24 protein-coding genes are annotated in these 21,779 nt (G+C 44.1%); 18 read left to right on the top strand and 6 right to left on the bottom strand.

Going from position 1 to position 21,779, the window contains the following annotated elements; genetic code table 11:
• The 11 genes from ACE1OE_RS08045 (at position 1) to ACE1OE_RS08095 (ending at position 10,010) form a co-directional block, all read left to right on the top strand.
• Positions 1-1,242: an NADH:ubiquinone reductase (Na(+)-transporting) subunit B gene (locus tag ACE1OE_RS08045; protein ID WP_102468745.1), complete on the top strand. Its 1,242-nt coding sequence runs from the start codon at positions 1-3 to the stop codon at positions 1,240-1,242.
• A complete protein-coding gene (locus ACE1OE_RS08050; RefSeq protein ID WP_102468744.1) occupies positions 1,232-1,999 on the top strand; it encodes a Na(+)-translocating NADH-quinone reductase subunit C in 768 nt (255 codons plus the stop codon). The genes ACE1OE_RS08045 and ACE1OE_RS08050 overlap by 11 nt, the downstream gene beginning before the upstream one ends.
• A complete protein-coding gene (locus ACE1OE_RS08055) occupies positions 1,999-2,631 on the top strand; it encodes an NADH:ubiquinone reductase (Na(+)-transporting) subunit D (RefSeq protein WP_102468743.1) in 633 nt (210 codons plus the stop codon). The genes ACE1OE_RS08050 and ACE1OE_RS08055 overlap by 1 nt, the downstream gene beginning before the upstream one ends.
• 7 nt (positions 2,632-2,638) lie before the next feature.
• Positions 2,639-3,235 carry an NADH:ubiquinone reductase (Na(+)-transporting) subunit E gene (gene nqrE, locus ACE1OE_RS08060; protein ID WP_102468742.1) on the top strand — a complete coding sequence of 199 codons (597 nt, stop codon included), beginning with the start codon at positions 2,639-2,641 and terminating at the stop codon, positions 3,233-3,235.
• Positions 3,236-3,264: 29 nt separating this feature from the next.
• A complete protein-coding gene (nqrF, locus tag ACE1OE_RS08065) occupies positions 3,265-4,491 on the top strand; it encodes an NADH:ubiquinone reductase (Na(+)-transporting) subunit F (protein ID WP_449210659.1) in 1,227 nt (408 codons plus the stop codon).
• 145 nt (positions 4,492-4,636) lie between these two features.
• Entirely contained in the window at positions 4,637-5,662 is a 1,026-nt protein-coding gene (locus ACE1OE_RS08070) for an FAD:protein FMN transferase (RefSeq protein ID WP_449210660.1), read from the top strand.
• A gap of 12 nt (positions 5,663-5,674) precedes the next feature.
• Entirely contained in the window at positions 5,675-5,908 is a 234-nt protein-coding gene (nqrM, locus tag ACE1OE_RS08075; protein ID WP_102468739.1) for a (Na+)-NQR maturation NqrM, read from the top strand.
• 114 nt (positions 5,909-6,022) lie between these two features.
• Entirely contained in the window at positions 6,023-7,093 is a 1,071-nt protein-coding gene (dinB, locus tag ACE1OE_RS08080; protein ID WP_102468738.1) for a DNA polymerase IV, read from the top strand.
• A 1-nt stretch (position 7,094) separates the two neighbouring features.
• Positions 7,095-7,571 carry a GreA/GreB family elongation factor gene (locus ACE1OE_RS08085; RefSeq protein ID WP_449210661.1) on the top strand — a complete coding sequence of 159 codons (477 nt, stop codon included), beginning with the start codon at positions 7,095-7,097 and terminating at the stop codon, positions 7,569-7,571.
• 19 nt (positions 7,572-7,590) lie between these two features.
• On the top strand, positions 7,591-8,346 hold the full coding sequence (locus ACE1OE_RS08090; protein WP_449210695.1) for a DUF2884 family protein: 756 nt from the start codon (positions 7,591-7,593) through the stop codon (positions 8,344-8,346).
• A 296-nt stretch (positions 8,347-8,642) separates the two neighbouring features.
• Entirely contained in the window at positions 8,643-10,010 is a 1,368-nt protein-coding gene (locus ACE1OE_RS08095; RefSeq protein ID WP_449210662.1) for a sodium-dependent transporter, read from the top strand.
• A 106-nt stretch (positions 10,011-10,116) separates the two neighbouring features.
• On the opposite strand, the gene ACE1OE_RS08100 is transcribed toward ACE1OE_RS08095, so the two are convergent.
• The 3 genes from ACE1OE_RS08100 to ACE1OE_RS08110 all read right to left on the bottom strand — a co-directional run bounded on the left by ACE1OE_RS08100 (position 10,117) and on the right by ACE1OE_RS08110 (position 12,139).
• Complete coding sequence (locus ACE1OE_RS08100; protein ID WP_102468734.1) at positions 10,117-10,308, bottom strand: DUF4250 domain-containing protein; 192 nt, start codon at positions 10,306-10,308, stop codon at positions 10,117-10,119.
• A gap of 10 nt (positions 10,309-10,318) precedes the next feature.
• The gene (locus ACE1OE_RS08105; RefSeq protein ID WP_102468733.1) at positions 10,319-10,522 is read right to left on the bottom strand and encodes a YaeP family protein; all 204 of its coding nucleotides are present in this window, start codon (positions 10,520-10,522) and stop codon (positions 10,319-10,321) included.
• A 147-nt stretch (positions 10,523-10,669) separates the two neighbouring features.
• Entirely contained in the window at positions 10,670-12,139 is a 1,470-nt protein-coding gene (locus ACE1OE_RS08110) for an aminoacyl-histidine dipeptidase (RefSeq protein WP_449210663.1), read from the bottom strand.
• Between the two features lie 905 nt (positions 12,140-13,044).
• Here ACE1OE_RS08110 and ACE1OE_RS08115 point away from each other — a divergent pair.
• The 6 genes from ACE1OE_RS08115 (at position 13,045) to ACE1OE_RS08140 (ending at position 19,321) form a co-directional block, all read left to right on the top strand.
• Positions 13,045-14,340, top strand: coding sequence for an NCS2 family permease (locus ACE1OE_RS08115; RefSeq protein ID WP_372059435.1), 1,296 nt, complete (start codon positions 13,045-13,047; stop codon positions 14,338-14,340).
• Positions 14,341-14,377: 37 nt separating this feature from the next.
• Positions 14,378-14,842, top strand: a complete 465-nt coding sequence (gene gpt / locus ACE1OE_RS08120; RefSeq protein WP_102468730.1) for a xanthine phosphoribosyltransferase — start codon at positions 14,378-14,380, stop codon at positions 14,840-14,842.
• A 171-nt stretch (positions 14,843-15,013) separates the two neighbouring features.
• Complete coding sequence (gene frsA, locus ACE1OE_RS08125) at positions 15,014-16,261, top strand: esterase FrsA (RefSeq protein WP_102468729.1); 1,248 nt, start codon at positions 15,014-15,016, stop codon at positions 16,259-16,261.
• A 128-nt stretch (positions 16,262-16,389) separates the two neighbouring features.
• Positions 16,390-16,779, top strand: a complete 390-nt coding sequence (gene crl, locus ACE1OE_RS08130; protein WP_102468728.1) for a sigma factor-binding protein Crl — start codon at positions 16,390-16,392, stop codon at positions 16,777-16,779.
• Positions 16,780-16,914: 135 nt separating this feature from the next.
• Positions 16,915-18,051 (top strand): glutamate 5-kinase, encoded by a 1,137-nt coding sequence (proB, locus tag ACE1OE_RS08135; protein ID WP_102468727.1) that lies wholly within the window; start codon positions 16,915-16,917, stop codon positions 18,049-18,051.
• Between the two features lie 19 nt (positions 18,052-18,070).
• Complete coding sequence (locus tag ACE1OE_RS08140; RefSeq protein WP_449210664.1) at positions 18,071-19,321, top strand: glutamate-5-semialdehyde dehydrogenase; 1,251 nt, start codon at positions 18,071-18,073, stop codon at positions 19,319-19,321.
• A 174-nt stretch (positions 19,322-19,495) separates the two neighbouring features.
• On the opposite strand, the gene ACE1OE_RS08145 is transcribed toward ACE1OE_RS08140, so the two are convergent.
• Both ACE1OE_RS08145 and ACE1OE_RS08150 read right to left on the bottom strand, forming a co-directional pair.
• Positions 19,496-19,951 carry a YaiI/YqxD family protein gene (locus ACE1OE_RS08145; protein ID WP_102468725.1) on the bottom strand — a complete coding sequence of 152 codons (456 nt, stop codon included), beginning with the start codon at positions 19,949-19,951 and terminating at the stop codon, positions 19,496-19,498.
• The gene (locus ACE1OE_RS08150; protein WP_372059432.1) at positions 19,944-20,231 is read right to left on the bottom strand and encodes a hypothetical protein; all 288 of its coding nucleotides are present in this window, start codon (positions 20,229-20,231) and stop codon (positions 19,944-19,946) included. The genes ACE1OE_RS08145 and ACE1OE_RS08150 overlap by 8 nt, the downstream gene beginning before the upstream one ends.
• A 773-nt stretch (positions 20,232-21,004) precedes the next feature.
• On the opposite strand from ACE1OE_RS08150, the gene ACE1OE_RS08155 reads away from it, so the two are divergent.
• On the top strand, positions 21,005-21,580 hold the full coding sequence (locus ACE1OE_RS08155) for a GNAT family N-acetyltransferase (protein WP_449210665.1): 576 nt from the start codon (positions 21,005-21,007) through the stop codon (positions 21,578-21,580).
• Here the strand turns inward: ACE1OE_RS08155 and ACE1OE_RS08160 are convergent.
• The gene (locus ACE1OE_RS08160) at positions 21,471-21,770 is read right to left on the bottom strand and encodes a DUF3301 domain-containing protein (protein WP_102468722.1); all 300 of its coding nucleotides are present in this window, start codon (positions 21,768-21,770) and stop codon (positions 21,471-21,473) included. The genes ACE1OE_RS08155 and ACE1OE_RS08160 overlap by 110 nt on opposite strands.
• Positions 21,771-21,779: the final 9 nt, after the last annotated feature.

Here is a 21,779-nt window from a genome sequence, read left to right on the forward strand (position 1 = left end):
ATGCTTAAGAAATTCCTTGAGGATATCGAGCATCACTTTGAACCAGGCGGCAAACACGAAAAGTGGTTTGCACTGTATGAAGCAGCGGCAACGCTGTTCTACACGCCAGGCTTAGTGACACAACGTAGCTCGCACGTTCGTGATAGTGTTGACTTGAAACGTATCATGATTATGGTTTGGTTTGCCGTGTTCCCAGCAGTATTCTGGGGCATGTATAACTCAGGCAACCAAGCTATCATGGCGCTTAACCATATGTATGCGGGCGCAGAACTTGCGAACATCATCGATGGTAACTGGCACTACTGGCTGACTCAGGCTATCGGCGGAACCTTAGGTGCCGACGCGGGTTGGGGCAGTAAGATGTTGCTAGGCGCAACGTATTTCCTACCAATCTATGCGACGGTGTTTATCGTTGGTGGTTTCTGGGAAGTCCTGTTCTGTATGGTTCGTAAGCATGAAGTCAATGAAGGCTTTTTTGTTACGTCTATATTGTTTGCGCTGATTGTTCCTCCAACATTGCCTCTATGGCAAGCAGCACTAGGTATTACCTTTGGTGTTGTGGTTGCAAAAGAGATCTTTGGTGGTACTGGCCGAAACTTCCTTAACCCAGCACTTGCTGGTCGTGCATTCTTGTTCTTCGCTTACCCTGCGCAAATCTCGGGTGACGTAGTATGGGTTGCAGCTGACGGCTTCTCTGGTGCAACGGCACTAAGTCAATGGGCACAAGGCGGTGAAGGCGCTCTATTAAACAACATCACTGGCCAAACTATCACTTGGATGGATGCTTTCATCGGTAACATTCCAGGTTCGATTGGCGAAGTTTCTACACTTGCGTTAATGATTGGCGCAGCGATGATCGTTTATATGGGTATCGCATCTTGGCGAATCATTGCTGGTGTAATGGTCGGTATGATTGCAATAGCGACGCTGTTTAACGTCGTTGGCTCTGATACCAATGCTATGTTTGCTATGCCTTGGCATTGGCACCTAGTTCTAGGTGGCTTCGCATTTGGTATGTTCTTTATGGCAACCGACCCAGTATCGGCTTCGTTTACTAACAATGGTAAATGGGCATACGGTATTTTGATTGGCGCCATGTGTGTCATGATTCGTGTTGTTAACCCAGCATACCCAGAAGGCATGATGTTAGCGATCTTGTTCGCCAACCTGTTTGCTCCTCTGTTTGACCATGTTGTGATTGAGAAGAACATTAAGCGGAGACTAGCGCGCTATGGCAAATAATAACGATAGCATCAAAAAGACGCTCGGTGTTGTTGTCGGATTGAGCCTAGTGTGTTCAATCATCGTATCAACAGCAGCTGTAGGCTTACGTGATAAACAACAAGCAAACGCAGTTCTAGATAAGCAAAGCAAGATCGTTGAAGTCTCTGGTATTACCGGAGAAGGGACGGTACCTGAGCTTTTTGCCAACAACATTGAACCACGTCTTGTGGATTTTGCAACGGGCGAATTTGTTGAAGGAGACGCTGCAACTTACGACCAACGTAAAGCAGCAAAAGATCCTGCAGAGTCGATTAAACTTACTGCTGAGCAAGATAAAGCCAAGATCATCCGTCGTGCCAACACGGGCGTGGTTTATCTCGTTAAAGACGGCTCAGAAACAACAAAGGTTATCATCCCTGTTCATGGTACTGGTCTATGGTCAATGATGTATGCGTTTGTTGCAGTTGAAACCGACGGTAACACTGTTTCTGGCATCACTTACTATGAGCAAGGTGAGACTCCAGGATTGGGTGGTGAGGTAGAAAACCCTGCTTGGCGTGATCAGTTTGTCGGTAAGAAATTATTTGACGAAGACCACAATCCAGCGATTAAAATCGTGAAAGGTGGCGCACCGCAAGGTTCTGAGCATGGCGTTGATGGCCTATCAGGTGCAACTCTGACGGGTAACGGTGTTCAAAATACTTTCGATTTCTGGTTGGGTAAAGATGGCTTCGGTCCTTTCCTAGCTAAGGTTCGTGATGGAGGCTTGAACTAATGTCAAATACAAAAGACATGAAAAAGAATCTTCTTTCTCCAGTACTTGATAACAACCCAATCGCCCTTCAGGTGCTTGGTGTTTGTTCTGCGCTTGCGGTAACAACTAAGCTAGAAACAGCTTTTGTTATGACGCTAGCGGTAATCTTTGTAACGGCGCTATCGAACTTCTTTGTATCGGTTATTCGTAACCACATTCCAAACAGTGTGCGTATTATCGTGCAAATGGCGATTATCGCATCATTGGTAATCGTTGTTGACCAAGTGCTTAAAGCGTATCTTTACGATATCTCTAAGCAGCTATCTGTATTTGTAGGCCTAATCATTACTAACTGTATTGTAATGGGTCGCGCAGAAGCTTATGCCATGAAGTCAGCGCCACTTCCTTCGTTAATCGACGGTATTGGTAATGGTTTAGGCTATGGTTTCGTACTGATTACTGTCGCGTTCTTCCGTGAGCTATTGGGTAGCGGTAAGTTGTTTGGCCTAGAAGTTCTTCCTTTAGTGAGCAATGGTGGTTGGTATCAGCCTAACGGCATGATGCTGCTAGCACCTTCTGCTTTCTTCCTAATTGGTTTCATGATTTGGGTTATCCGAATCATTAAACCTGAACAAGTCGAAGCGAAGGAGTAAGGTAGAAATGGAACATTATATTAGTTTGCTTGTTAAATCGATTTTCATCGAAAACTTAGCACTTTCATTTTTCCTAGGTATGTGTACTTTCTTGGCGGTATCTAAGAAAGTTAAGACTTCGTTTGGTCTTGGCGTAGCAGTTATTGTGGTATTGACCATTGCGGTTCCAGTTAACAATCTGCTTTATACTAATATCCTGAAAGAAAATGCATTAGTTTCTGGTGTCGATCTAAGTTTCCTTAACTTCATCACGTTTATCGGTGTTATTGCCGCGTTAGTACAGATCCTCGAGATGGTACTTGACCGCTTTTTCCCACCGCTATATAACGCTCTGGGGATTTTCCTGCCATTGATCACCGTAAACTGTGCGATCTTCGGTGGTGTATCATTCATGGTACAGCGTGATTACAACTTCGCAGAATCAGTCGTTTATGGCTTTGGTTCTGGTGTGGGTTGGATGTTGGCGATTGTTGCGCTAGCAGGTATCCGTGAAAAGATGAAGTACTCTGACGTGCCTCCAGGCTTACGTGGACTTGGTATTACCTTTATCACTGTTGGTTTAATGGCGTTAGGCTTTATGTCTTTCTCTGGTGTTCAACTGTAGGGTAAGCACCCAAAAATAAGGAATAACAAATGCAAAGCATTATTCTTGGTGTAGCGATGTTTACCATTATTTTACTTGTTTTGGTTTTAGTGATTTTATTCGCTAAATCGAAGCTAGTACCTACAGGTGACGTTACTATTTCAGTGAATGGCGATCCAGAGAAGAGCTTCGTGACTTCTCCTGGCGACAAACTACTGAGTGCAATGGCGGGCAAAGGTATCTTTGTATCGTCGGCTTGTGGTGGCGGTGGCTCGTGTGGTCAGTGCCGTGTGAAAGTTAAATCTGGCGGTGGTGATATTCTACCGACTGAACTTGATCACATCACAAAAGGTGAAGCTCGTGAGGGTGAGCGTCTAGCTTGCCAAGTGGCTGTGAAAACAGACATGGATATCGAGCTTCCAGAAGAGATCTTTGGGGTTAAAAAGTGGGAATGTAGCGTTATCTCTAATGATAACGAAGCAACCTTTATCAAAGAATTGGTGCTGGCAATCCCTGAAGGTGAAGAAGTTCCTTTCCGTGCTGGTGGCTATATTCAGATCGAAGCTGAACCTCATCACATTAAATATGCGGATTACGATATTCCTGAAGAGTATCGTGAAGACTGGGATAAGTTTAACCTATTCCGTTATGAGTCTATCGTAAAAGAGCATTCGATTCGTGCTTACTCAATGGCTTCATACCCAGAAGAGAAAGGCATCATCAAGCTTAACGTACGTATTGCGACTCCGCCGCCAAATAACCCAGACGTAGCACCTGGTGTGATGTCGTCTTATATTTGGTCTCTTAAAGCAGGTGATAAATGTACTATTTCAGGTCCGTTTGGTGAGTTCTTCGCTAAAGAAACTGACAATGAAATGGTCTTCATCGGTGGTGGTGCAGGTATGGCGCCAATGCGTTCACATATCTTTGACCAACTTTTACGCCTTCAATCGAAGCGTAAGATGTCTTATTGGTATGGTGCTCGTTCTAAGCGTGAAATGTTCTACGTAGATGATTTTGACGGCCTAGCGGCAGATAATGAAAACTTCGTATGGCACTGTGCTCTGTCTGATCCTATGCCAGAAGATAACTGGGATGGTTACACAGGCTTCATCCATAATGTATTGTATGAAAACTATCTAAAGGACCATGAAGCGCCTGAAGATTGTGAATATTACATGTGTGGTCCACCGATGATGAATGCGGCCGTTATTGGTATGCTGAAAGATCTTGGTGTAGAAGATGAAAACATCTTACTAGATGACTTCGGTGGTTAAACCTCGATAGTGTATTAATCATGGCTGGCTCATGTGTGAGCCAGCCATTTTATTTTTTATTACAGTAAGAATATTCATGGTTATCCGTTCTAATATAGGGTTGATAAGCAGAATGTTTTTGGAAATTCGGTAGGTGAATAAAAGTATGTATCATCTAGCTAAGCGCTTTAGAATGATTATCCTGAGTCTAGCGGCTCTATTGGTCTTGTCGGCTTGTGGCGGAAGTCGTGAACAGATTCATCTCAGTGGGCCTACTATGGGCACACTCTATAATGTAAAATATATCGTTAAAGAGAACACGCCAAAACCAGAAAACATCCAGTCTGGTATTAACGCATTGCTTGCAGAAGTTAACGACCAGATGTCGACGTATAGACAAGATTCAGAATTGAGTCGTTTCAACCGTTATTACGGAACGGAACCTTTTCCTGTCTCGAAACAAACGGCAACGGTTGTAAATGAAGCGATTCGTCTTAATGCATTGACACTCGGTGCGTTGGATGTGACGGTTGGCCCTTTAGTGAACTTATGGGGCTTCGGGCCTGAAGCTCGACCGGAAGTAATACCAACCGACAAAGAAATCGCTGAGCGCAAAGCACAGACGGGGATATCGCATTTAACGGCCACAGACGAAACCCTTCGAAAAGACCTAAGAGGCCTATACGTTGATCTCTCCACCATCGCAAAAGGATGGGGGGTGGATGTGGTTGCCGAGTATCTAGAAAGTGTAGGTATCGATGATTATATGGTGGAAGTTGGTGGTGAAATGCGCCTAAAAGGTATTAATCGCGAGAGCGTTAAATGGCGAATTGCGATTGAGAAACCATCAGTAGATGAGCGTAATGTTCAAGAGATTATTGAGCCAGGTGATATGGCGATCGCAACCTCTGGTGACTATAGAAATTATTTTGAGAAAGACGGTGTACGTTATTCTCATATCATCGATCCATCAACAGGGAAGCCGATACATAATAAGGTCGTGTCAGTGACCATTTTAGATAAATCATCGATGACAGCAGATGGTCTAGCAACAGGATTGATGGTGCTGGGTGAAGAGCAAGCACTAAAAATTGCGGATGAAAATCACATCCCAGCCTTGATCATTGTAAAAACAGATGATGGCTTTGAAGAATTTGCGTCAGAGGCGTTTAAGCCTTACCTTAATAAGTAATAGGTGGACAAAATGAATACATTTATAATTACATTCGGTGTTTTTCTAGCGGTTATCGGTGCGATGTCTGTTGGATATATCTTTCAAAAGAAAGTCGTTAAGGGCAGCTGTGGCGGTCTAGGCGCGATGGGGATAGATAAGGTCTGTAACTGCCCAGAACCTTGTGATGCACGTAAAAAGCGTGAAGCAAAAGCAAAAATTCGTGCAGAAAAACTCGCGGCATGGGAAAAAGATCGCATCGCATAGCGCGTGACCTTATGCTGATGAAGAGCCAAAGCCTATGCTTTGGCTTTTTTACATGTTAGCTATCGATAAAATGTCGTATACTTTACCTGTATATATAGACAGTTCGGTGCGGTAGTGTCAGATCCTATTCGAAAATTTATCCATGTTGATATGGACTGCTTCTTCGCTGCGGTAGAGATGAGAGATAATCCTCACTACCGAGGAAAACCGTTAGCGGTCGGCGGTAATGAGCGACAAAGGGGCGTAATCAGTACCTGTAACTATGAAGCCAGAAAATTTGGCATCCGTTCGGCTATGCCCTCGGCGCAAGCGGTAAAGCTGTGCCCTCATCTTCTTCTTGTTCCGGGAAGAATGGACGTCTACAAACAAGTTTCCCAGCACATTCGTCAGATTTTTAGCCGTTATACGTCATTGATCGAACCGCTTTCTTTAGATGAGGCTTATTTAGATGTAACGGACTGCCTGATGCACCAGAACTCAGCCACTCTTATTGCTGAAAGTATCCGGCGAGATATCGAGCGTGAACTTTCGCTCACGGCCTCAGCAGGCGTTGCACCACTAAAGTTCTTAGCGAAGATAGCCTCAGATCTGAATAAACCAAATGGTCAGTTTGTGATTCCGCCGGAGAAGGTGCAAGATGCGATTGATGAATTGGACCTGGGAAAAATCCCTGGTGTAGGGAAGGTGAGTCTTGAAAAACTGAACCGAGCAGGCTTATATACGTGTTTGGATGTTAGGAATAGTGATTATAGAGACCTTATTGTTCGTTTTGGACGATTAGGTGCGTCCCTTTGGAAAAAAAGCCACGGTATTGATGAGCGGGAAGTCGTAGTAGAACGAGAGCGCAAGTCTATTGGCGTCGAACGAACATTTACTCAGAATATTTCAAGCTATGAACAGTGTTGGCAGGTCATTGAAGAGTCCCTGTTTCCCGAACTGGAAGGAAGGTTGAGCAGGGCTCAACCCGCACGAAATGTGTTGAAGCAAGGCATAAAAGTTAAATTTGCTGACTTTAAACAAACCACTATCGAACATGTGCATAATCAATTAGATTTACCGTATTTCAAGGATTTGTTAAGAGAAATATTGGAACGTCAGCAAGGAAGAGAGATTAGGTTACTGGGATTGAATGTGATGTTGGAACCACTTGAAAACGCACGTCAATTAACCATGTTTGAGGATTGAAATGAATAAAAACGCTGCTATCCAACAAGTGATTACTGTGTTGGAAGAAAAAGTAGTCACGTTGTTATCGGCTATAGAGCAGACCGTGGATGCTGCCACGAACGAAGAAACGATACCTGATAATAAATATGACACCTTAGCACTGGAGGCGGCATATCTTGCCCATGGTCAAGCGATGCGTCTTGAAGAGGTAAAGAAAGACATCAGCTCGTTGAGAAATTTGGTGGTTCGTTCTTTTTCTGACGATACCCCCATTGGTTTATCGGCTATGGTAGACCTTGAAGATGATAAAGAATCGGTATGTCGATATATTTTATTACCCTGCGGGGGAGGCGTTTCAATCGGGTCCGATAATCTGAGAGTGGTCACGCCTGAATCACCACTTGGTCGCTCATTAGTGGGCCGTCGCCTAGATGATGAGGTCAGCATACAGGTTGGCGACAACATCAACCATCTTGTGATTGTAAATATTGCTTAGTGAGGAAATGACGATGAAAATGCAATGGAAGCAAAGTGTAATCGGGTTTGGGTTGGTAGTATTATCAACCACTGCATTCGCTTATGAGCAATGCAACCTCGATATAAAAAATGAGGTGCACCTTGACGGGCAGCAAGTCGAAATTGTTAAGCCGGAAGGCGCTAAAGTGCTTATCGATAATAATAATGATCTGTTTATTGATGGCCAAAAGATTGAGCTCGATAAGCTTCAACAAGACGCATTAAAAAGCTATCGAGAAAACATGAATACCTATGTTCCGAAAGCGAAAGAGCTAGCAGAGAATGGCTTGAGCCTGACTAATGATCTTATTGATGATGTATCAAAGAGTTTTGATGATTCGCAAGCTTTCGACAATGTAAAAACGGCGGTACTAGACTTTTATCAAGATATGGAATCACGCTACGAAGAAGATGGCAGCTTTGTCTTAAAATCTGAGGCGTTTAGTTCATTCATGGACAATTGGCAACAGGATTTGGATAAAGCCAAAGAAGTCTTTAACAAAGAGTTTTTTAGCAGTGCATTTACCGCTCTGCAGGAGAAAATGCAGCAGGATGGCGGGTTGAACTTAACGGAATTATCGACGCAAATGGATGAACTTAAAACTCGCTTGGCGGAGACAATGGCCAGCCAGTCTGATGAAATCAAAGAACAAGCCAAAGACTATTGTGATTCGCTAAACGATGTCGCAAGTGAAGAGCAAGAGCTACAGAAAAAAATCCCAGAGCTGAAAGACTACCAGGTGTTTACTATTTAATGGCTAGCATTGAATTAGCCTAACGAGATAAAACCACGATCTATAAAATGGATGAAGGTGGCGATGCTGCCTTCATCTCCTCCATGTCATGCATCGTTCTTATTCTTATCTGATGAGACGCGATGTTAGTCCTATTATCGCCAAGCCTTCCTTTATTTCATATTGCCGATATGGCATGTAATGGTTTATGTACAAATAACAACGAAATTAAAATAGTTCATTAAACTGTCTTTTATTGATTTGGTGGTTTAATTCGATTATCGTACCAGCCAACTAGTACGCAATGATTTTAAACTGTGAATAATACGACTTCAAACGCAACGCCTCGTGAACATTTTGGTTCTAAATTAGGCTTTATTCTAGCAGCTGCAGGTGCAGCAGTAGGGCTAGGTAATATTTGGGGGTTTCCCACTCAAGTAGCCAGCAACGGTGGCGGGGCTTTTCTACTTGTCTATTTAGTGATGATTTTAGTGGTGGCATTCCCAATGCTCGTGGTTGAAATGGCCATCGGTCGACACGGTCAAGCGAATCCTGTCGATAGTATGCGATCTCTTTCATCCAATCCCATCGCTAAAAAATTAGGTGCCGGAGTGGGTTGGATTGGGTTGGCGGTGCCTTGTGCGGTTCTTGCGTTCTACTCGATTGTTGGCGGCTGGCTTATTTGCTTCTTATTCGGGGCATTGTTTGAAATCGCCGGATTGACTGGACCTGCGGATTGGTTCCAAGGCTTTAGCGTTGGCCGCAATGTGTTTGGTACCGTCGCATTCTATCTTCTTACCATCTTGATCGTACAAGGTGGTGTTAAGCAAGGTATCGAGAAATGGTCCACACGCCTTATGCCATCATTGTTCATTCTGTTCGCGCTGCTCTTTGTCTATATCATGATGCAGCAAGGAGCAATGGAAGGGCTTAAGCATTATTTGGTCCCAGATTTTGAAAAAATATGGGATAGAAAACTGATTTTGGCGGCAATGGGGCAGGGGTTCTTCTCTTTGACCATTGGTGGCTGTTCAATGCTTATCTATGGCTCATATTTATCGAAGAAAGAAAACCTGCCAAAGATGGCAATGAATGTAACCTTGGTCGATACCGCCGTGGCATTTATCGCAGGCCTCGTCGTCATGCCCGCTATGTATGTTGCCATGCAAAGAGGCGTACAGATCTATGCGCAAGATGGCTCGCTGCTCAGCTCTGACACGCTGGTATTTACCGTATTACCTCTGATGTTCGAATCATTGGGTTTACTCGGCCTTGTCTTTTCTGTCGTGTTTTTCTTGTTGTTAACGATTGCAGCATTAACGTCTTCAATTTCTATGCTTGAGTGCCCAGTCTCGTTGGTGGATGAGCGCTTTAAAACGGGCCGAAAGAAAACAAGTTGGGTATTGGGGGCCGCAATTGCAGCGTTTAGTATCTTTATTGTGTTTAACTTTGCTGATTTATTCGGACTTGTGGCTATGGTGGCGACGCAGTACTTACAACCGATCGCGGCGTTACTTTTCTGTGTTTTTGGTGGCTGGGTATGGAGTCGCGCAAGTAAGGTAAAAGAACTAGAGCAGGGGTGCCCTGACTTTCAGCTTGGTTGGTTTGGTAAGGTGTGGCCTTTCTACGTGAAGTTTGTCTGCCCCGCGCTGGTTGCCATCGTAATCTGGGCGTCGTTTGGTTAGCGTCTTAGTGTGTATATAGTCAGTTAACTTATCTTTGTATGGTTAACGTATCTCTGTAATGTTTACATGCTGAAAAATAAAGCCGACGGTTTGCGTCGGCTTTATTTTATCGAAATTGGCCAGCATCAGGTAAAAAATCAAATCCCGCACCAGACAGCTTATCACTTAGCGCCTGTTTATCAATATCGAGCGAAGCACACAGCTCGTCCAGGTCACCATTGAAGTCATCTCGTAACTTCATATTGATGATGCTCATTAGCATGATGGGATCCATCGCTATAAAATTGTTGAGGTTCATGGTTTCTCTCTTAGTCCTCAAAATCTGAAATAAGCAGGTTTGCCGCTGCAAACGCCGCTTTTTCACGAATCTCTAGTGGCAGTGATTCGTCAGATGCCACGTCATTTAATGCTCTTACTGCACATGACACCGCTTTTGGGATGTAGGCTTGATCGCCACTACCGATTTGAGCATAGAGTTCTCTGATGAGTTCACAGCAGCCATATACTTGCATGTTTAATTCTCTTCTAAATGATAACTTATCTCAATATACACAGTGTCTTGTGAAAAAACAAAATTCCAAGTTGACCTAAAACAAAAAAGCCGACGTTTTAAAAACGTCGGCTCAAATGCTAGCCAGCTTTACTCGTTATCGGAGTCGTTAAGCTTTTGCTGGGATAGCTTCAAGTAGCGCAACCATCTGTTCCCAGAAAAGAGCAACGGTATCAATCTTCACTTTCTCGTCTGGAGAATGTGGGAATTTGATAGTAGGCCCAAAAGAAACCATGTCCATATTAGGATAAGGTTCTTTAAATAAACCGCACTCAAGGCCAGCGTGAATGACCATGATGTTAGGTTTATGGCCGTAAATACCTTCATACATATCACGGAAAATCGCCATGATGTCTGAATCTGGGTCAGGCTTCCAACCCGGGTAAGCACCGGAGAATTCGATGTTTGCACCGGCCAGCTCTGCAACTGAAGTCAGCATACCTTCAACTTGAGAGCGACCAGAATCAATGAGTGAACGAATTAGGCATAATACGGTTACCGTGTTTTGCTCGGTGGTAATGACGCCCACGTTAAGTGAGGTCTCAACGACGCCTTCAATGTCGTCACTCATGCGAATCACGCCGTTTGGACAGGCATTAAGTGCAGCAATAAAGCGAGCTTGTGACTGTGCTTCAAATACCTCGGTCAGCTCGGTGTCTTCATTGAAGGTAACGAGTCCAGTTTCGATGGCACCAAGCTCTTGTTGCAATAACGTCGTGTAGTGCTTGAACAACTCATCGAGTTTAGCCAGATTTTGTTCTGGAACGGCAAGCGATACAAAACCTTCACGAGGAATAGCATTGCGCAAGCTGCCACCACGGAACTCAATCAAGCGAGCGTCTAATTCTTTAGCATGTCCTGCTAGAAAACGAGCAAGAAGTTTGTTCGCATTGCCACGACCAGTGTGAATATCACAACCAGAGTGGCCGCCTTTTAAACCTTTCAAGATAAGTTGACGAGCAACGAATCCGACCGGAGCCGATTCACGAACGATATCAAACTGGATAGCACCATCAATGCCGCCAGCACAACCCATGTAGACTTCGCCTTCTTGCTCTGAGTCGGTGTTAAGGAGGATCTCACCTTCCAACCAGCCAGCCTCAAGACCAAATGCGCCGGTCATGCCAGCTTCTTCATCGATGGTGAGTAGAACCTCGAGAGGGCCGTGCTTGATCTCATTTGACGCCAACACGGCCAAACAAGCGGCCATACCCATGCCATTATCCGCGCCGAGTGTGGTGCCTTTAGCCGTGACCCATTCGCCGTCAATATACGGTTGGATTGGATCTTGAGTGAAGTCATGGTCGGTGTCTTCATTTTTTTGTGGAACCATGTCGATGTGAGCTTGAAGTACGACACCTTTTTTATGTTCCATACCTGGCGTGGCCGGCTTTTTAATGAATACGTTACCGGTTGAGTCTCTTTTTACATCAAGGTTTTGCTCTGTCGCCCATTGAATAATGGTTTGAGCAAGGGCTTCTTCATGCTTTGATGGGTGAGGAATAGAGCAAATTTTATCAAAAAACTGCCAAACAGGGCTTGGTGATAACTTGCTGATCTCAGAGTGGAATTCAGACACAGATCTCTCCTATATACCGACTTTGCTAGATGGTTATTCCTAAAACTACACAAAATGCGTTGTGAACTTCTGGTTTTCTAGCGAATTAAAGATGACACAAAGGATACCATTAGTTGTAAACCGGGTGTAGTCATAGATAGTCGCTTTGATGGGGCCATTAATTACGTGAGTGTGAATGATAAAACTGGCATGTAATGATAGATTTGATTTTTATAGATCGCTTTTATGTAATTAAATTACATAAAATGGATTGATATGTAGCCAGTATACAAATAATTGTGATTTTAATCACTATATGATTGTAATTTATAATCATCATGGTATTATTCTTATCAGTTGATTGATTCAACAACCCAGTTCAAGGAATGAACCCGAGTGATCGCCTCCACGGAACCGAGATTCAACATTAATGATCAAGTTGTATGGTTTGAGGAGAAAAATATGAATGGTTTAGCAAGTGCGATGTTTTGGACAAATCAAAATGTATACACCCAAGACTTCGCCTATACCGTCTACTTCGGTAAATAAGTAACAGATTTATACCCCTATATTTAGAAATTACCGTCGGTTACCCCAATTGATAACCAAGAATTTTTCTACCGCCACTCAATGAGTGGCGTTTTTTTTGCCTAAAATTTAGCGATTTGTAACGGTCGTCACTTTTATCTTGTTCCGGGTTGTACGAATTTTGTGCAACTGGGCAGTGGTTATCCCGTTAAATCTATCGTTAATTTAACGCTAAGTGTTTCAATTCGTTAATAATAGATAAGGGATTAGTTTCACACAAAAGGTTGTTTTTGTGTATTAGAGTCAAAAATCTAGGTGGAATTTGCGTATTGAACCCCTTATAATTCGCGCCAATCGTTTACGCAACCGTTTACTTTTTACTCTTTAGGAATTCGATTATGCTCGAAAAGCTATTTAAACTCAGTGAAAATGGCACGAATGTGCGCACTGAGGTCATTGCTGGAATCACTACCTTCCTGACAATGGCTTATATCATTTTTGTAAACCCAGCAATTTTAGCTGATGCTGGCATGGATCGTGATGCGGTATTTGTTGCAACCTGTCTAGCGGCTGCTATTGGCTGTTTCATTATGGGTTTTGTTGCCAACTACCCTATCGCGCAAGCACCGGGTATGGGTCTGAATGCATTTTTTACTTATGCGGTTGTTCTCGGAATGGGACACACATGGCAGGTTGCTCTAGCAGCAGTATTCTGTTCTGGTGTGTTATTTATCCTGCTGAGCATATTTAAAATACGTGAATGGATCATTAATTCGATTCCAATGTCATTACGTACCGGTATTTCTGCGGGTATTGGCTTGTTCTTAGCGCTTATTGCATTAAAAAATTCCGGCATTGTTGTTGATAACCCTGCGACGTTAGTATCAATGGGTGCCATTACATCGTTACCAGCCGTTCTTGCCGCTATTGGTTTTTTCCTGACGATTGCACTCGTACACCGTGGACTCAAAGGCGCGGTGATGATTGCTATCTTGTCTGTGACTGTACTCGGAATTATTTTCGGGGATGTGCAATGGCACGGCATTATGTCAGCGCCACCAAGTATCGCTCCTACCTTCTTGCAGCTTGATTTTTCTCATATGTTTGAGATCGGTATGATTTCGGTTGTTTTTGCTTTCTTGTTTGTTGATTTGTTTGACACAGCAGGCACGTTAGTCGGCGTTGCTCAAAAAGCAGACCTGATTGACAAAGAAGGTAAGATTCCTCGTTTGAACAAGGCGTTACTAGCAGATTCAACGGCGACGTCTATTGGTGCATTGCTAGGAACATCAAATACAACTTCGTACGTAGAGAGTACGGCGGGCGTTGCAGTCGGTGGTCGTACAGGATTAACTGCCGTTGTCGTTGGCATTTTGTTCGTACTTGCATTATTCTTCTCGCCTTTAGCTGGTATGATCCCTGCTTACGCGACAGCTGGCGCGCTATTTTATGTAGCGATACTGATGATGTCAGGCCTCGTAAGTATTGATTGGCGTGACCTGACGGAAGCTGCACCAGTAGTGGTTACTTGCTTGATGATGCCTTTTACTTTCTCTATCGCAGAAGGTATCTCTCTAGGCTTTATTTCTTATGCAGCAATCAAACTGTTCAGCGGCAAAGGTCGTGACGTTTCAATCAGTGTTTGGGTGATGGCAGGTATCTTCATCTTGAAGTATGTCCTTGAAGCAGCATAATTAGCTTATTCGGTTTTATTTAATTTAGGTTTTTACTATGGCTAACAAATTCGTAATCACATGGGACAATATGCACTCATATTGTCGTCAACTGGCAGAACTTCAAATGCCAGCAGAGCAGTGGAAAGGCATCATTGGCGTGAGCCGTGGCGGTCTAGTTCCTGCAGCAATTCTAGCGCGTGAATTGGGTATTCGTTTTGTTGATACAGTATGTATCTCTAGCTACGATCACGATCATCAGCGTGATATGACGGTTCTTAAAGCACCTGAGCATGACGGTGAAGGTTTCTTGATTGTTGATGACTTAGTCGACAGTGGCGATACGGCCCGTAAGATTCGTGAAATGTACCCTAAAGCTAAACTGATCACGGTTTGTGCAAAGCCAGCTGGTGTTGATCTTGTTGACGAATATGTTATCGATATTCCACAAGATACATGGATTGAACAGCCTTGGGATATGGTGCTTTCTTATGTAGAGCCCGTAAATCGCAAGCAAAAGTAATTGACGTTAATTCGTACTTTAAAAGCCCGCATTTTTATGCGGGCTTTTTTATTACTTGCGCACGTAGCGTTGATATAGCGCATGGTTTATTCGTTGCCATACTCAAAAAAACTGAACCAAAACGCATTTTTGATTACTATAGAGCGGAAATGATATAAGTAGGGTTATGGTATGTCAGAAGAAGTCAGCAAAAATATCTCTGAAACCTTGTTTGAAAAAAACAAACAAGCAAAAGAAACCTCCCGCCTAATGAGGTATATGCCAAGCAGCGAGAAAACGTTAGAAGAAAAGCGTGAGGAAATACCGACTTCTTGGTACCGAAACCTACAGCGCCTCCAGTGGATTTGGCAGGGCGTTGACCCCATTGAGCAAGAGCGAGTGTTGGCGCGTATCGCGTCTTCGGATCATTCTCGTACCGTTGACGAATGGCTTGATACCGTAATGGGTTATCACAGTGGTAACTGGAATTATGAATGGACCAAGCTTGGAATGGAACATCAGAAACAAGCTAACGACCTTGAGGGAGACGCGTCGGCTGAACAGTTGTTCACGGCATCTTTGTGCTTCAGTATTGCCGGATACCCACACCTCAAGAATGATAACCTTGCACTACAAGCGCAAGTTCTTGCCAACACGGCTTATAATGAGGCAGCCAAGCGCACAAGCCACATTATCAAGCAGATCGAAATCCCTTATAAGAACAAGCGCATAGTAGCGAATCTCCATTTACCGAGCACCGATAAACCGCAACCCGTGGTTATTGTCAGTGCGGGTCTCGATTCATTGCAAACTGACATGTGGCGTTTATATCGAGATTATCTAGCGCCAGCAGGCATTGCGATGTTAACCGTGGATATGCCTTCTATTGGACATAGCTCTCGCTGGCCGTTAAGTGAAGACAGTTCGTGTTTGCACCAAGCCGTATTAGATGAATTACCGAAGATACCTTGGGTTGATCATTTTAAAGTCGGCTTACTCGGTTTTCGATTTGGTGGTAACGCGATGGTACGTTTGTCCTTTCTAGAACCATACAAGATTAAGGGCTGTGTCTCGTTAGGTGCTCCAATACACGACGTACTGACAAAACCAGAAAAAATCAGACAGATGCCTAAGATGTATTTAGATATGTTGGCCTCACGACTTGGTAAAGATGTGGTCGACATTAATAGCTTAGCTGGTCAGTTGATGGCATGGTCGCTGAAAGTACAAGGCTTTTTAACGTCTCGACGGACAAGAGTGCCGATTCTGGCCCTTAGTTTGGAGGGGGACATGATTTCACCCATTTCGGACAACCGATTAGTCGCCATGTTCAGTGATTATGGTAAAGCTAAGGAAATCCCTGCGAAAGGAATTGCAAAGGGTTATGAGCAGTCACTCGAAATGGCGATAAAGTGGTTAGAAGATGAACTTTTCAGGTGACATTTGTTTGGATTTAGTTAAATATGAAATAACCGTGTAATCAAACCTATGATAAAAATATAAATAAATCATGAGTTATGTGGTTATACGGATTATTAAGTATTTTCATATCGAAACGGAGTTTCACAATGTCAGAAGCGGTGAAAAAACCAACACATTATCGTTTGGTTACGGCATTAAAAGCAATTGGACCTTACTTAAGAGAGCCTCTTTGTAAAGAGGGCGCGTACCATTTTGACTGCTTATCAGTCTGTGTAGATGATACTCAGTCACCTGAAGATCGTGAGTTTTGGGGATGGTGGTTAGATCTGTCTGTGAATGATGCAAAACTAGAAGCAACGTATCAAATTGGTCGTTATAACCAAGTGGGCGAATGGGTGCTTGAATCAGCGCCGGAAGCATCCATAGCTGAAATCACACGCACACAAGAAGTTTTCCACGAAAAGCTAACGAAAGCACTGAACGAAAAGTTTGAGCTTTTTGTCGAAATTCATGACGATTCTGTTGAATTTGTGTAGCGAATAAATAGCCTTGGATGACTTCCAAGGCTAATTTTTGTTAGTTTCCCTACCGGTACAGTTTTTACTTGTGCTATTGATGTTTGATTGCTAAAACATCACTCCTTATTAAATTTTCATATCAAGCTCAAAGAAATGGCAACTGAAATCAATTCTCGAACGACTAATAAACAAACCGTTGTGGTTAAGTTGGGAACAAGTGTTCTTACGGGGGGCTCGCTGGCGCTAAATAAAGCGCACATGGTCGAGCTCGTTAGGCAATGTGCTGAGTTGAAGAAACTCGGTCACTCTGTCGTTATGGTCTCTTCTGGCGCGATCGCCGCTGGACGCGAACATCTTGATTACCCCGCACTGCCCAACTCTATGGCGAGTAAGCAACTACTTGCCGCCGTAGGTCAAAGTCAATTGATTCAAGTTTGGGAATCTTTATTTGCGATTTATGGTCTGAAAATTGGTCAGATGCTGCTGACTCGTGCAGATCTTGATGACCGTGAGCGTTTTCTTAATGCGCGCGATACCATTAATGCACTGGTAGACAATGACATTATTCCGATCGTTAATGAGAATGATGCCGTTGCGACGAACGAAATTAAAGTCGGTGATAATGATAACCTATCGGCCTTGGTTGGTATTTTGTGTGGTGCAGATAAACTGTTGCTACTGACTGACCAGAGAGGATTGTTTACCGCCGATCCACGTAAAGACCCGAATGCCGAGTTGATCCGAGAAGTGACGACGATTGATGAAACACTCCGAAAGATTGCCGGAGGTAGCGGTTCGACATTGGGGACGGGCGGAATGGCAACGAAACTGCAAGCGGCCGATATTGCACGCCGAGCTGGCATTGAAGTCATTATTGCCGCGGGCAGTGCAGATAATGTGATCTTTGATGCGTTGTCTGAAGCGCCACAAGGTACTCGCTTTCTACCGTTGGAAGAAGCATTAGAAAACCGTAAACGCTGGATTTTGGCAGGCCCCGCCGCGACGGGTGATATTGTTATCGATAAAGGCGCGGTCAATGCAGTGATTGGCAAAGGCAGCAGCCTATTGGCAAAAGGCGTGTTGAGTGTATCAGGGCGCTTTAAACGTGGTGATGTCGTTCGTGTGACAACCTCAGATGGCGCGTTGGTAGCAAAAGGCATTTGTGGCTATTCAGAGAGTGATCTCGCGAAAATATCCGGCAAACACAGTAAAGAAATATCAGTGATATTGGGCTATGACTATGGTTCAGAAGTTATCCATCGCGACGATATGGTTGTCATTCAAGACTAAAGAATTCAAGGGATAAATTATGGATATGATCCAAATGGGTCGTGATGCAAAGCAAGCAAGTTTTGCTTTGTCTACCGCTTCAACGGCGCAAAAAAATCAAGCATTGCATATTATCGCCGATGAGCTTGAGGCGAACTCGACCGCAATATTGGCTGCCAATGCTATTGATATTGACCAAGGCCGTGCAGCGGGCTTGACGGACGCTTTGCTTGACCGTTTATTACTCAATGAACAACGATTAAAAGGCATTGCGGATGATGTGCGCAATGTTATTACGCTGAATGATCCTGTGGGCAGCGAAATGGACAGCAAGGTGCTAGAAAATGGCATGAGCTTGTCTCGTCGCCGAGTACCACTTGGTGTCGTCGGGGTTATTTACGAGGCGCGGCCTAATGTCACTATTGATATCGCTGCGCTTTGCCTGAAAACAGGCAACGCCAGTATTCTTCGTGGTGGTAAGGAAACCTTCCATTCCAATATGGAGCTTGTGAAGGTGATTCAATCGGCATTGGCAAAAGCTGGTTTACCTGCCGCGTCCGTGCAATATATTGAAAAGCCAGACCGAGAACTCGTCTCTCAGCTGTTAAAGCTTGATGACTATGTTGATATGATCATCCCTCGTGGCGGCGCTGGTTTGCACAAGATGTGTAAAGAAAACAGTAATATACCTGTGATCATTGGCGGCTTTGGGATCAGTCATATTTTTGTTGATGAGTCAGCTGATCTCGCGCGTTCATTGGACGTCGTCGAAAATGCAAAAGTACAACGCCCGTCAGCTTGTAACTCGCTGGACACCTTACTTGTTCATGAAAAGGTGGCAGCAGAGTTTCTCGGCGCTTTGTCGCAACGTGTGCAGGGCAAGGTGGCATTGGTCGCTGAACCTAACGCATTCGCAATACTAGAAGGGACGGATGACCTACGGGTAGCGGTACAAGGGGACTTTGACACGGAATGGCTAAGTTACACCTTGGGTGTCAAAGTGGTTGCCGATGTTGACGAAGCGATTGACCATATGCGTGTTCACAACGCCAGTCACTCGGATGCCATCATGACCAACAGTCTGGCAAGCTCTGAAAAGTTTATTAACTCGGTGGGATCAGCGGCTGTTTACGTCAATGCATCCACACGCTTCACTGATGGCGCTCAGTTCGGTTTAGGAGCGGAGGTTGCTGTATCTACTCAAAAACTACACGCTCGCGGCCCAATGGGCTTAGAGGAGCTCACCAGTTACAAATGGGTCGGTAAAGCGGACTATCTCGTCAGGCCTTAGCTGAATAGCAATTTATAGCGATATAACCACTGACAGTGGTATCGCATAAAGCGATATCGAAAATTAAAACGGTATGTACTCAATACAAAAAGCGCAGAATCCTGCGCTTTTTTAATGCCTGAAATAAGCCGTATTAAGCAACGATTTCAGAACAGTGGGCTTGGCTGTTGGATTCTATGAACGTTGTGCTTTTGCCAAGAAGCGATCAAGGTTGTTAGCGAATTCACGTCGCTCAGTTTGACCTAAAGGCGCCGGCCCTCCGGTCTGAATACCACTGGAGCGCATGGTGTCCATAAAGTCACGGATATTAAGGCGTGCCTTGATGGTTTCTTTTGTATACAGCTCCCCGCGAGGACTAAGTGCTAACGCATTCTTGGTGATGACCTCATCCGCTAAAGGGATGTCTGAGGTGATCACTAAATCCCCGGCTTCCACGCGACGAACGATTTCATTATCTGCAATATCAAAGCCAGCTGGCACTGTAATTGAGTGAATGTTGTCTCGCTTTGGTACTGGGACAGTATGATTGGCGACAAACGTGCAGACTAGGCCTGTTCTTTCTGCGGCGCGGCAAAGCGTTTCACGAATGACCTTAGGACACGCATCGGCATCGACCCAAATTTTAACCATGTGTATTTTCCAACTTTTCTAATCTTGTTGTTAATAGTGCGACCTGTGCTTCTAGTGCCTCGATGCGTGCGTGCTGAGTTAATGCGTCAGCATCAGCGGCGATTTCCACTTTAGGCACGTGTTGATTATTTTTCCATGATTTTATGACAGTAATCAACGCAGGCATAGGAACCTTTGTTGTGAGGCGTCCTTTAACTAAAGCGACCGTGGGTTCTTTGCCTTCTTTACTCAAGGTTGCTAACACCGCTTGAATCTCGGCAGAAACATCTTTCGTTAACATGGTTTTTATCCATCAAACAGGGTATCAACCGATATTACATTTGAATGGCTTGAGGGTACAGCTCAAGAAAATGTTAGTTCGCTCACACTGTTCGTTTTCGACAAAAATAAGAGGCAAGGGAAAGTGGAAATCTTGTGTGCGAGATCTCTCACACGAGCTGTGAGAAAAAGAGAAAAATCACAAGGTATTATCTGTTGATTTTATTCCATATTGCTGATTGTTATGGGTTTTGTGTTTATTTCAATAGTGCGAAATAAAAATATTTTTCCAGCGTATATTGTCTAAAAGCCCGAATCGCGTAAATTAGAACTTGTCGGAAGGATGCTGACACGGAACAGGAACGACACAGGAAGGTCATCTTCAGGAAGAAGATTTAGTTACTAAAGGAAAAGTAACTAGCAAGGATGTAAGGACAAACGCTGGATGCGTAAAAACTGTCAGGATGATGGTTTAAAAGGAAAAGGACACACTCAGGAGAGTGCAAGGATCAACATCAGGATGATGTACAAGGACACCGCTCAGGGAACAAGTGAAGCGAGCTGACTAGGAAAGTTAGCGTCATTGGATGATATGGACACCGCTAGGACAGCGATGAAAGGATATAGCTGAAGGATTCAGCCACTATTACGGATGATGCATGGAGCACCTATAGTAGCCGGATTGCTGCGAGTAAGACCATAGCCCCAATACGCAAGTATTGGGGCTTTTCTTTTATATTATTTCCCCGCTTCCTTATTTGCTTCTACAACGAGTGAACTCAAAGGAATGTATTTATGACCATCGCGACACTTAGGACACTTCTCGTCCCTTACACAAAGCACTTGGAATCGGATTTCCTGATGCTGAATGTGTGCGCCAAAAACCGCGAACATATGAATGGGCCTCATACACTCAGTTCGGCTCGACAACTCTTTCAGACATTACTTGATGAACCTAAGTTGTTTTCTATGGCTGTTTTAGATATTAGAACGCGTGAATTGCTTGGGCACGTTTTTGTCGATGACATTAACGGGCACGCAGAGTTGGGTTTTTTGTTTGATAAACAGTATTGGAATAAAGGCATCGCGACGGAAGTGCTTCAGCGCTTTATTCCGACAGCCTGCAGTGAGCTTGGGGTTCGGCGTTTGACAGCCAACGTCGATGTTGGCCATCATTCTTCGATTCATTTGTTGGAGAAGTTTGGTTTTGAGCTGAGCGGCCAATATACCAACGACCATGGCCCCTATTTGGCATTTACAACTACATTCGGTAAGGAGGAATATGAAAATTCAACACATAAAAGCCCTTCATCAGCACCTTTCCTTGATAATAGTCATCACCCAGTGCCGAAAACTCAAATTCATAAATAGTATGCCAGCCGAAACGTCCATTCGCATCGCGGAGTCGGTGCGAACTGAATGAGACACTGAGCATTTGCAAATCTAATTCCTTACAACGACGGCTTACTGCGGCCTTAGCAATCTCAGATTGCCGTCTTTGTTGCCAAAAGAAAAAACAAAATAGGCTCAGCGCCAAAATCATTAATAAGTTGTCGATCACGGCAATTCC

Source organism: Vibrio sp. E150_011 (genome assembly GCF_053544015.1).

Coding starts and splice junctions, on each gene's coding strand:
- ACE1OE_RS08045 (WP_102468745.1), top strand. CDS start 1: ATGCTTAAGAAATTCCTTGAGGATATCGAGCATCACTTTGAACCAGGC.
- ACE1OE_RS08050 (WP_102468744.1), top strand. CDS start 1,232: ATGGCAAATAATAACGATAGCATCAAAAAGACGCTCGGTGTTGTTGTC.
- ACE1OE_RS08055 (WP_102468743.1), top strand. CDS start 1,999: ATGTCAAATACAAAAGACATGAAAAAGAATCTTCTTTCTCCAGTACTT.
- nqrE (WP_102468742.1), top strand. CDS start 2,639: ATGGAACATTATATTAGTTTGCTTGTTAAATCGATTTTCATCGAAAAC.
- nqrF (WP_449210659.1), top strand. CDS start 3,265: ATGCAAAGCATTATTCTTGGTGTAGCGATGTTTACCATTATTTTACTT.
- ACE1OE_RS08070 (WP_449210660.1), top strand. CDS start 4,637: ATGTATCATCTAGCTAAGCGCTTTAGAATGATTATCCTGAGTCTAGCG.
- nqrM (WP_102468739.1), top strand. CDS start 5,675: ATGAATACATTTATAATTACATTCGGTGTTTTTCTAGCGGTTATCGGT.
- ACE1OE_RS08085 (WP_449210661.1), top strand. CDS start 7,095: ATGAATAAAAACGCTGCTATCCAACAAGTGATTACTGTGTTGGAAGAA.
- ACE1OE_RS08090 (WP_449210695.1), top strand. CDS start 7,591: ATGCAATGGAAGCAAAGTGTAATCGGGTTTGGGTTGGTAGTATTATCA.
- ACE1OE_RS08100 (WP_102468734.1), bottom strand. CDS start 10,308: ATGAACCTCAACAATTTTATAGCGATGGATCCCATCATGCTAATGAGC.
- ACE1OE_RS08105 (WP_102468733.1), bottom strand. CDS start 10,522: ATGCAAGTATATGGCTGCTGTGAACTCATCAGAGAACTCTATGCTCAA.
- ACE1OE_RS08115 (WP_372059435.1), top strand. CDS start 13,045: ATGCTCGAAAAGCTATTTAAACTCAGTGAAAATGGCACGAATGTGCGC.
- gpt (WP_102468730.1), top strand. CDS start 14,378: ATGGCTAACAAATTCGTAATCACATGGGACAATATGCACTCATATTGT.
- frsA (WP_102468729.1), top strand. CDS start 15,014: ATGTCAGAAGAAGTCAGCAAAAATATCTCTGAAACCTTGTTTGAAAAA.
- crl (WP_102468728.1), top strand. CDS start 16,390: ATGTCAGAAGCGGTGAAAAAACCAACACATTATCGTTTGGTTACGGCA.
- proB (WP_102468727.1), top strand. CDS start 16,915: ATGGCAACTGAAATCAATTCTCGAACGACTAATAAACAAACCGTTGTG.
- ACE1OE_RS08140 (WP_449210664.1), top strand. CDS start 18,071: ATGGATATGATCCAAATGGGTCGTGATGCAAAGCAAGCAAGTTTTGCT.
- ACE1OE_RS08145 (WP_102468725.1), bottom strand. CDS start 19,951: ATGGTTAAAATTTGGGTCGATGCCGATGCGTGTCCTAAGGTCATTCGT.
- ACE1OE_RS08150 (WP_372059432.1), bottom strand. CDS start 20,231: ATGTTAACGAAAGATGTTTCTGCCGAGATTCAAGCGGTGTTAGCAACC.
- ACE1OE_RS08155 (WP_449210665.1), top strand. CDS start 21,005: ATGACCATCGCGACACTTAGGACACTTCTCGTCCCTTACACAAAGCAC.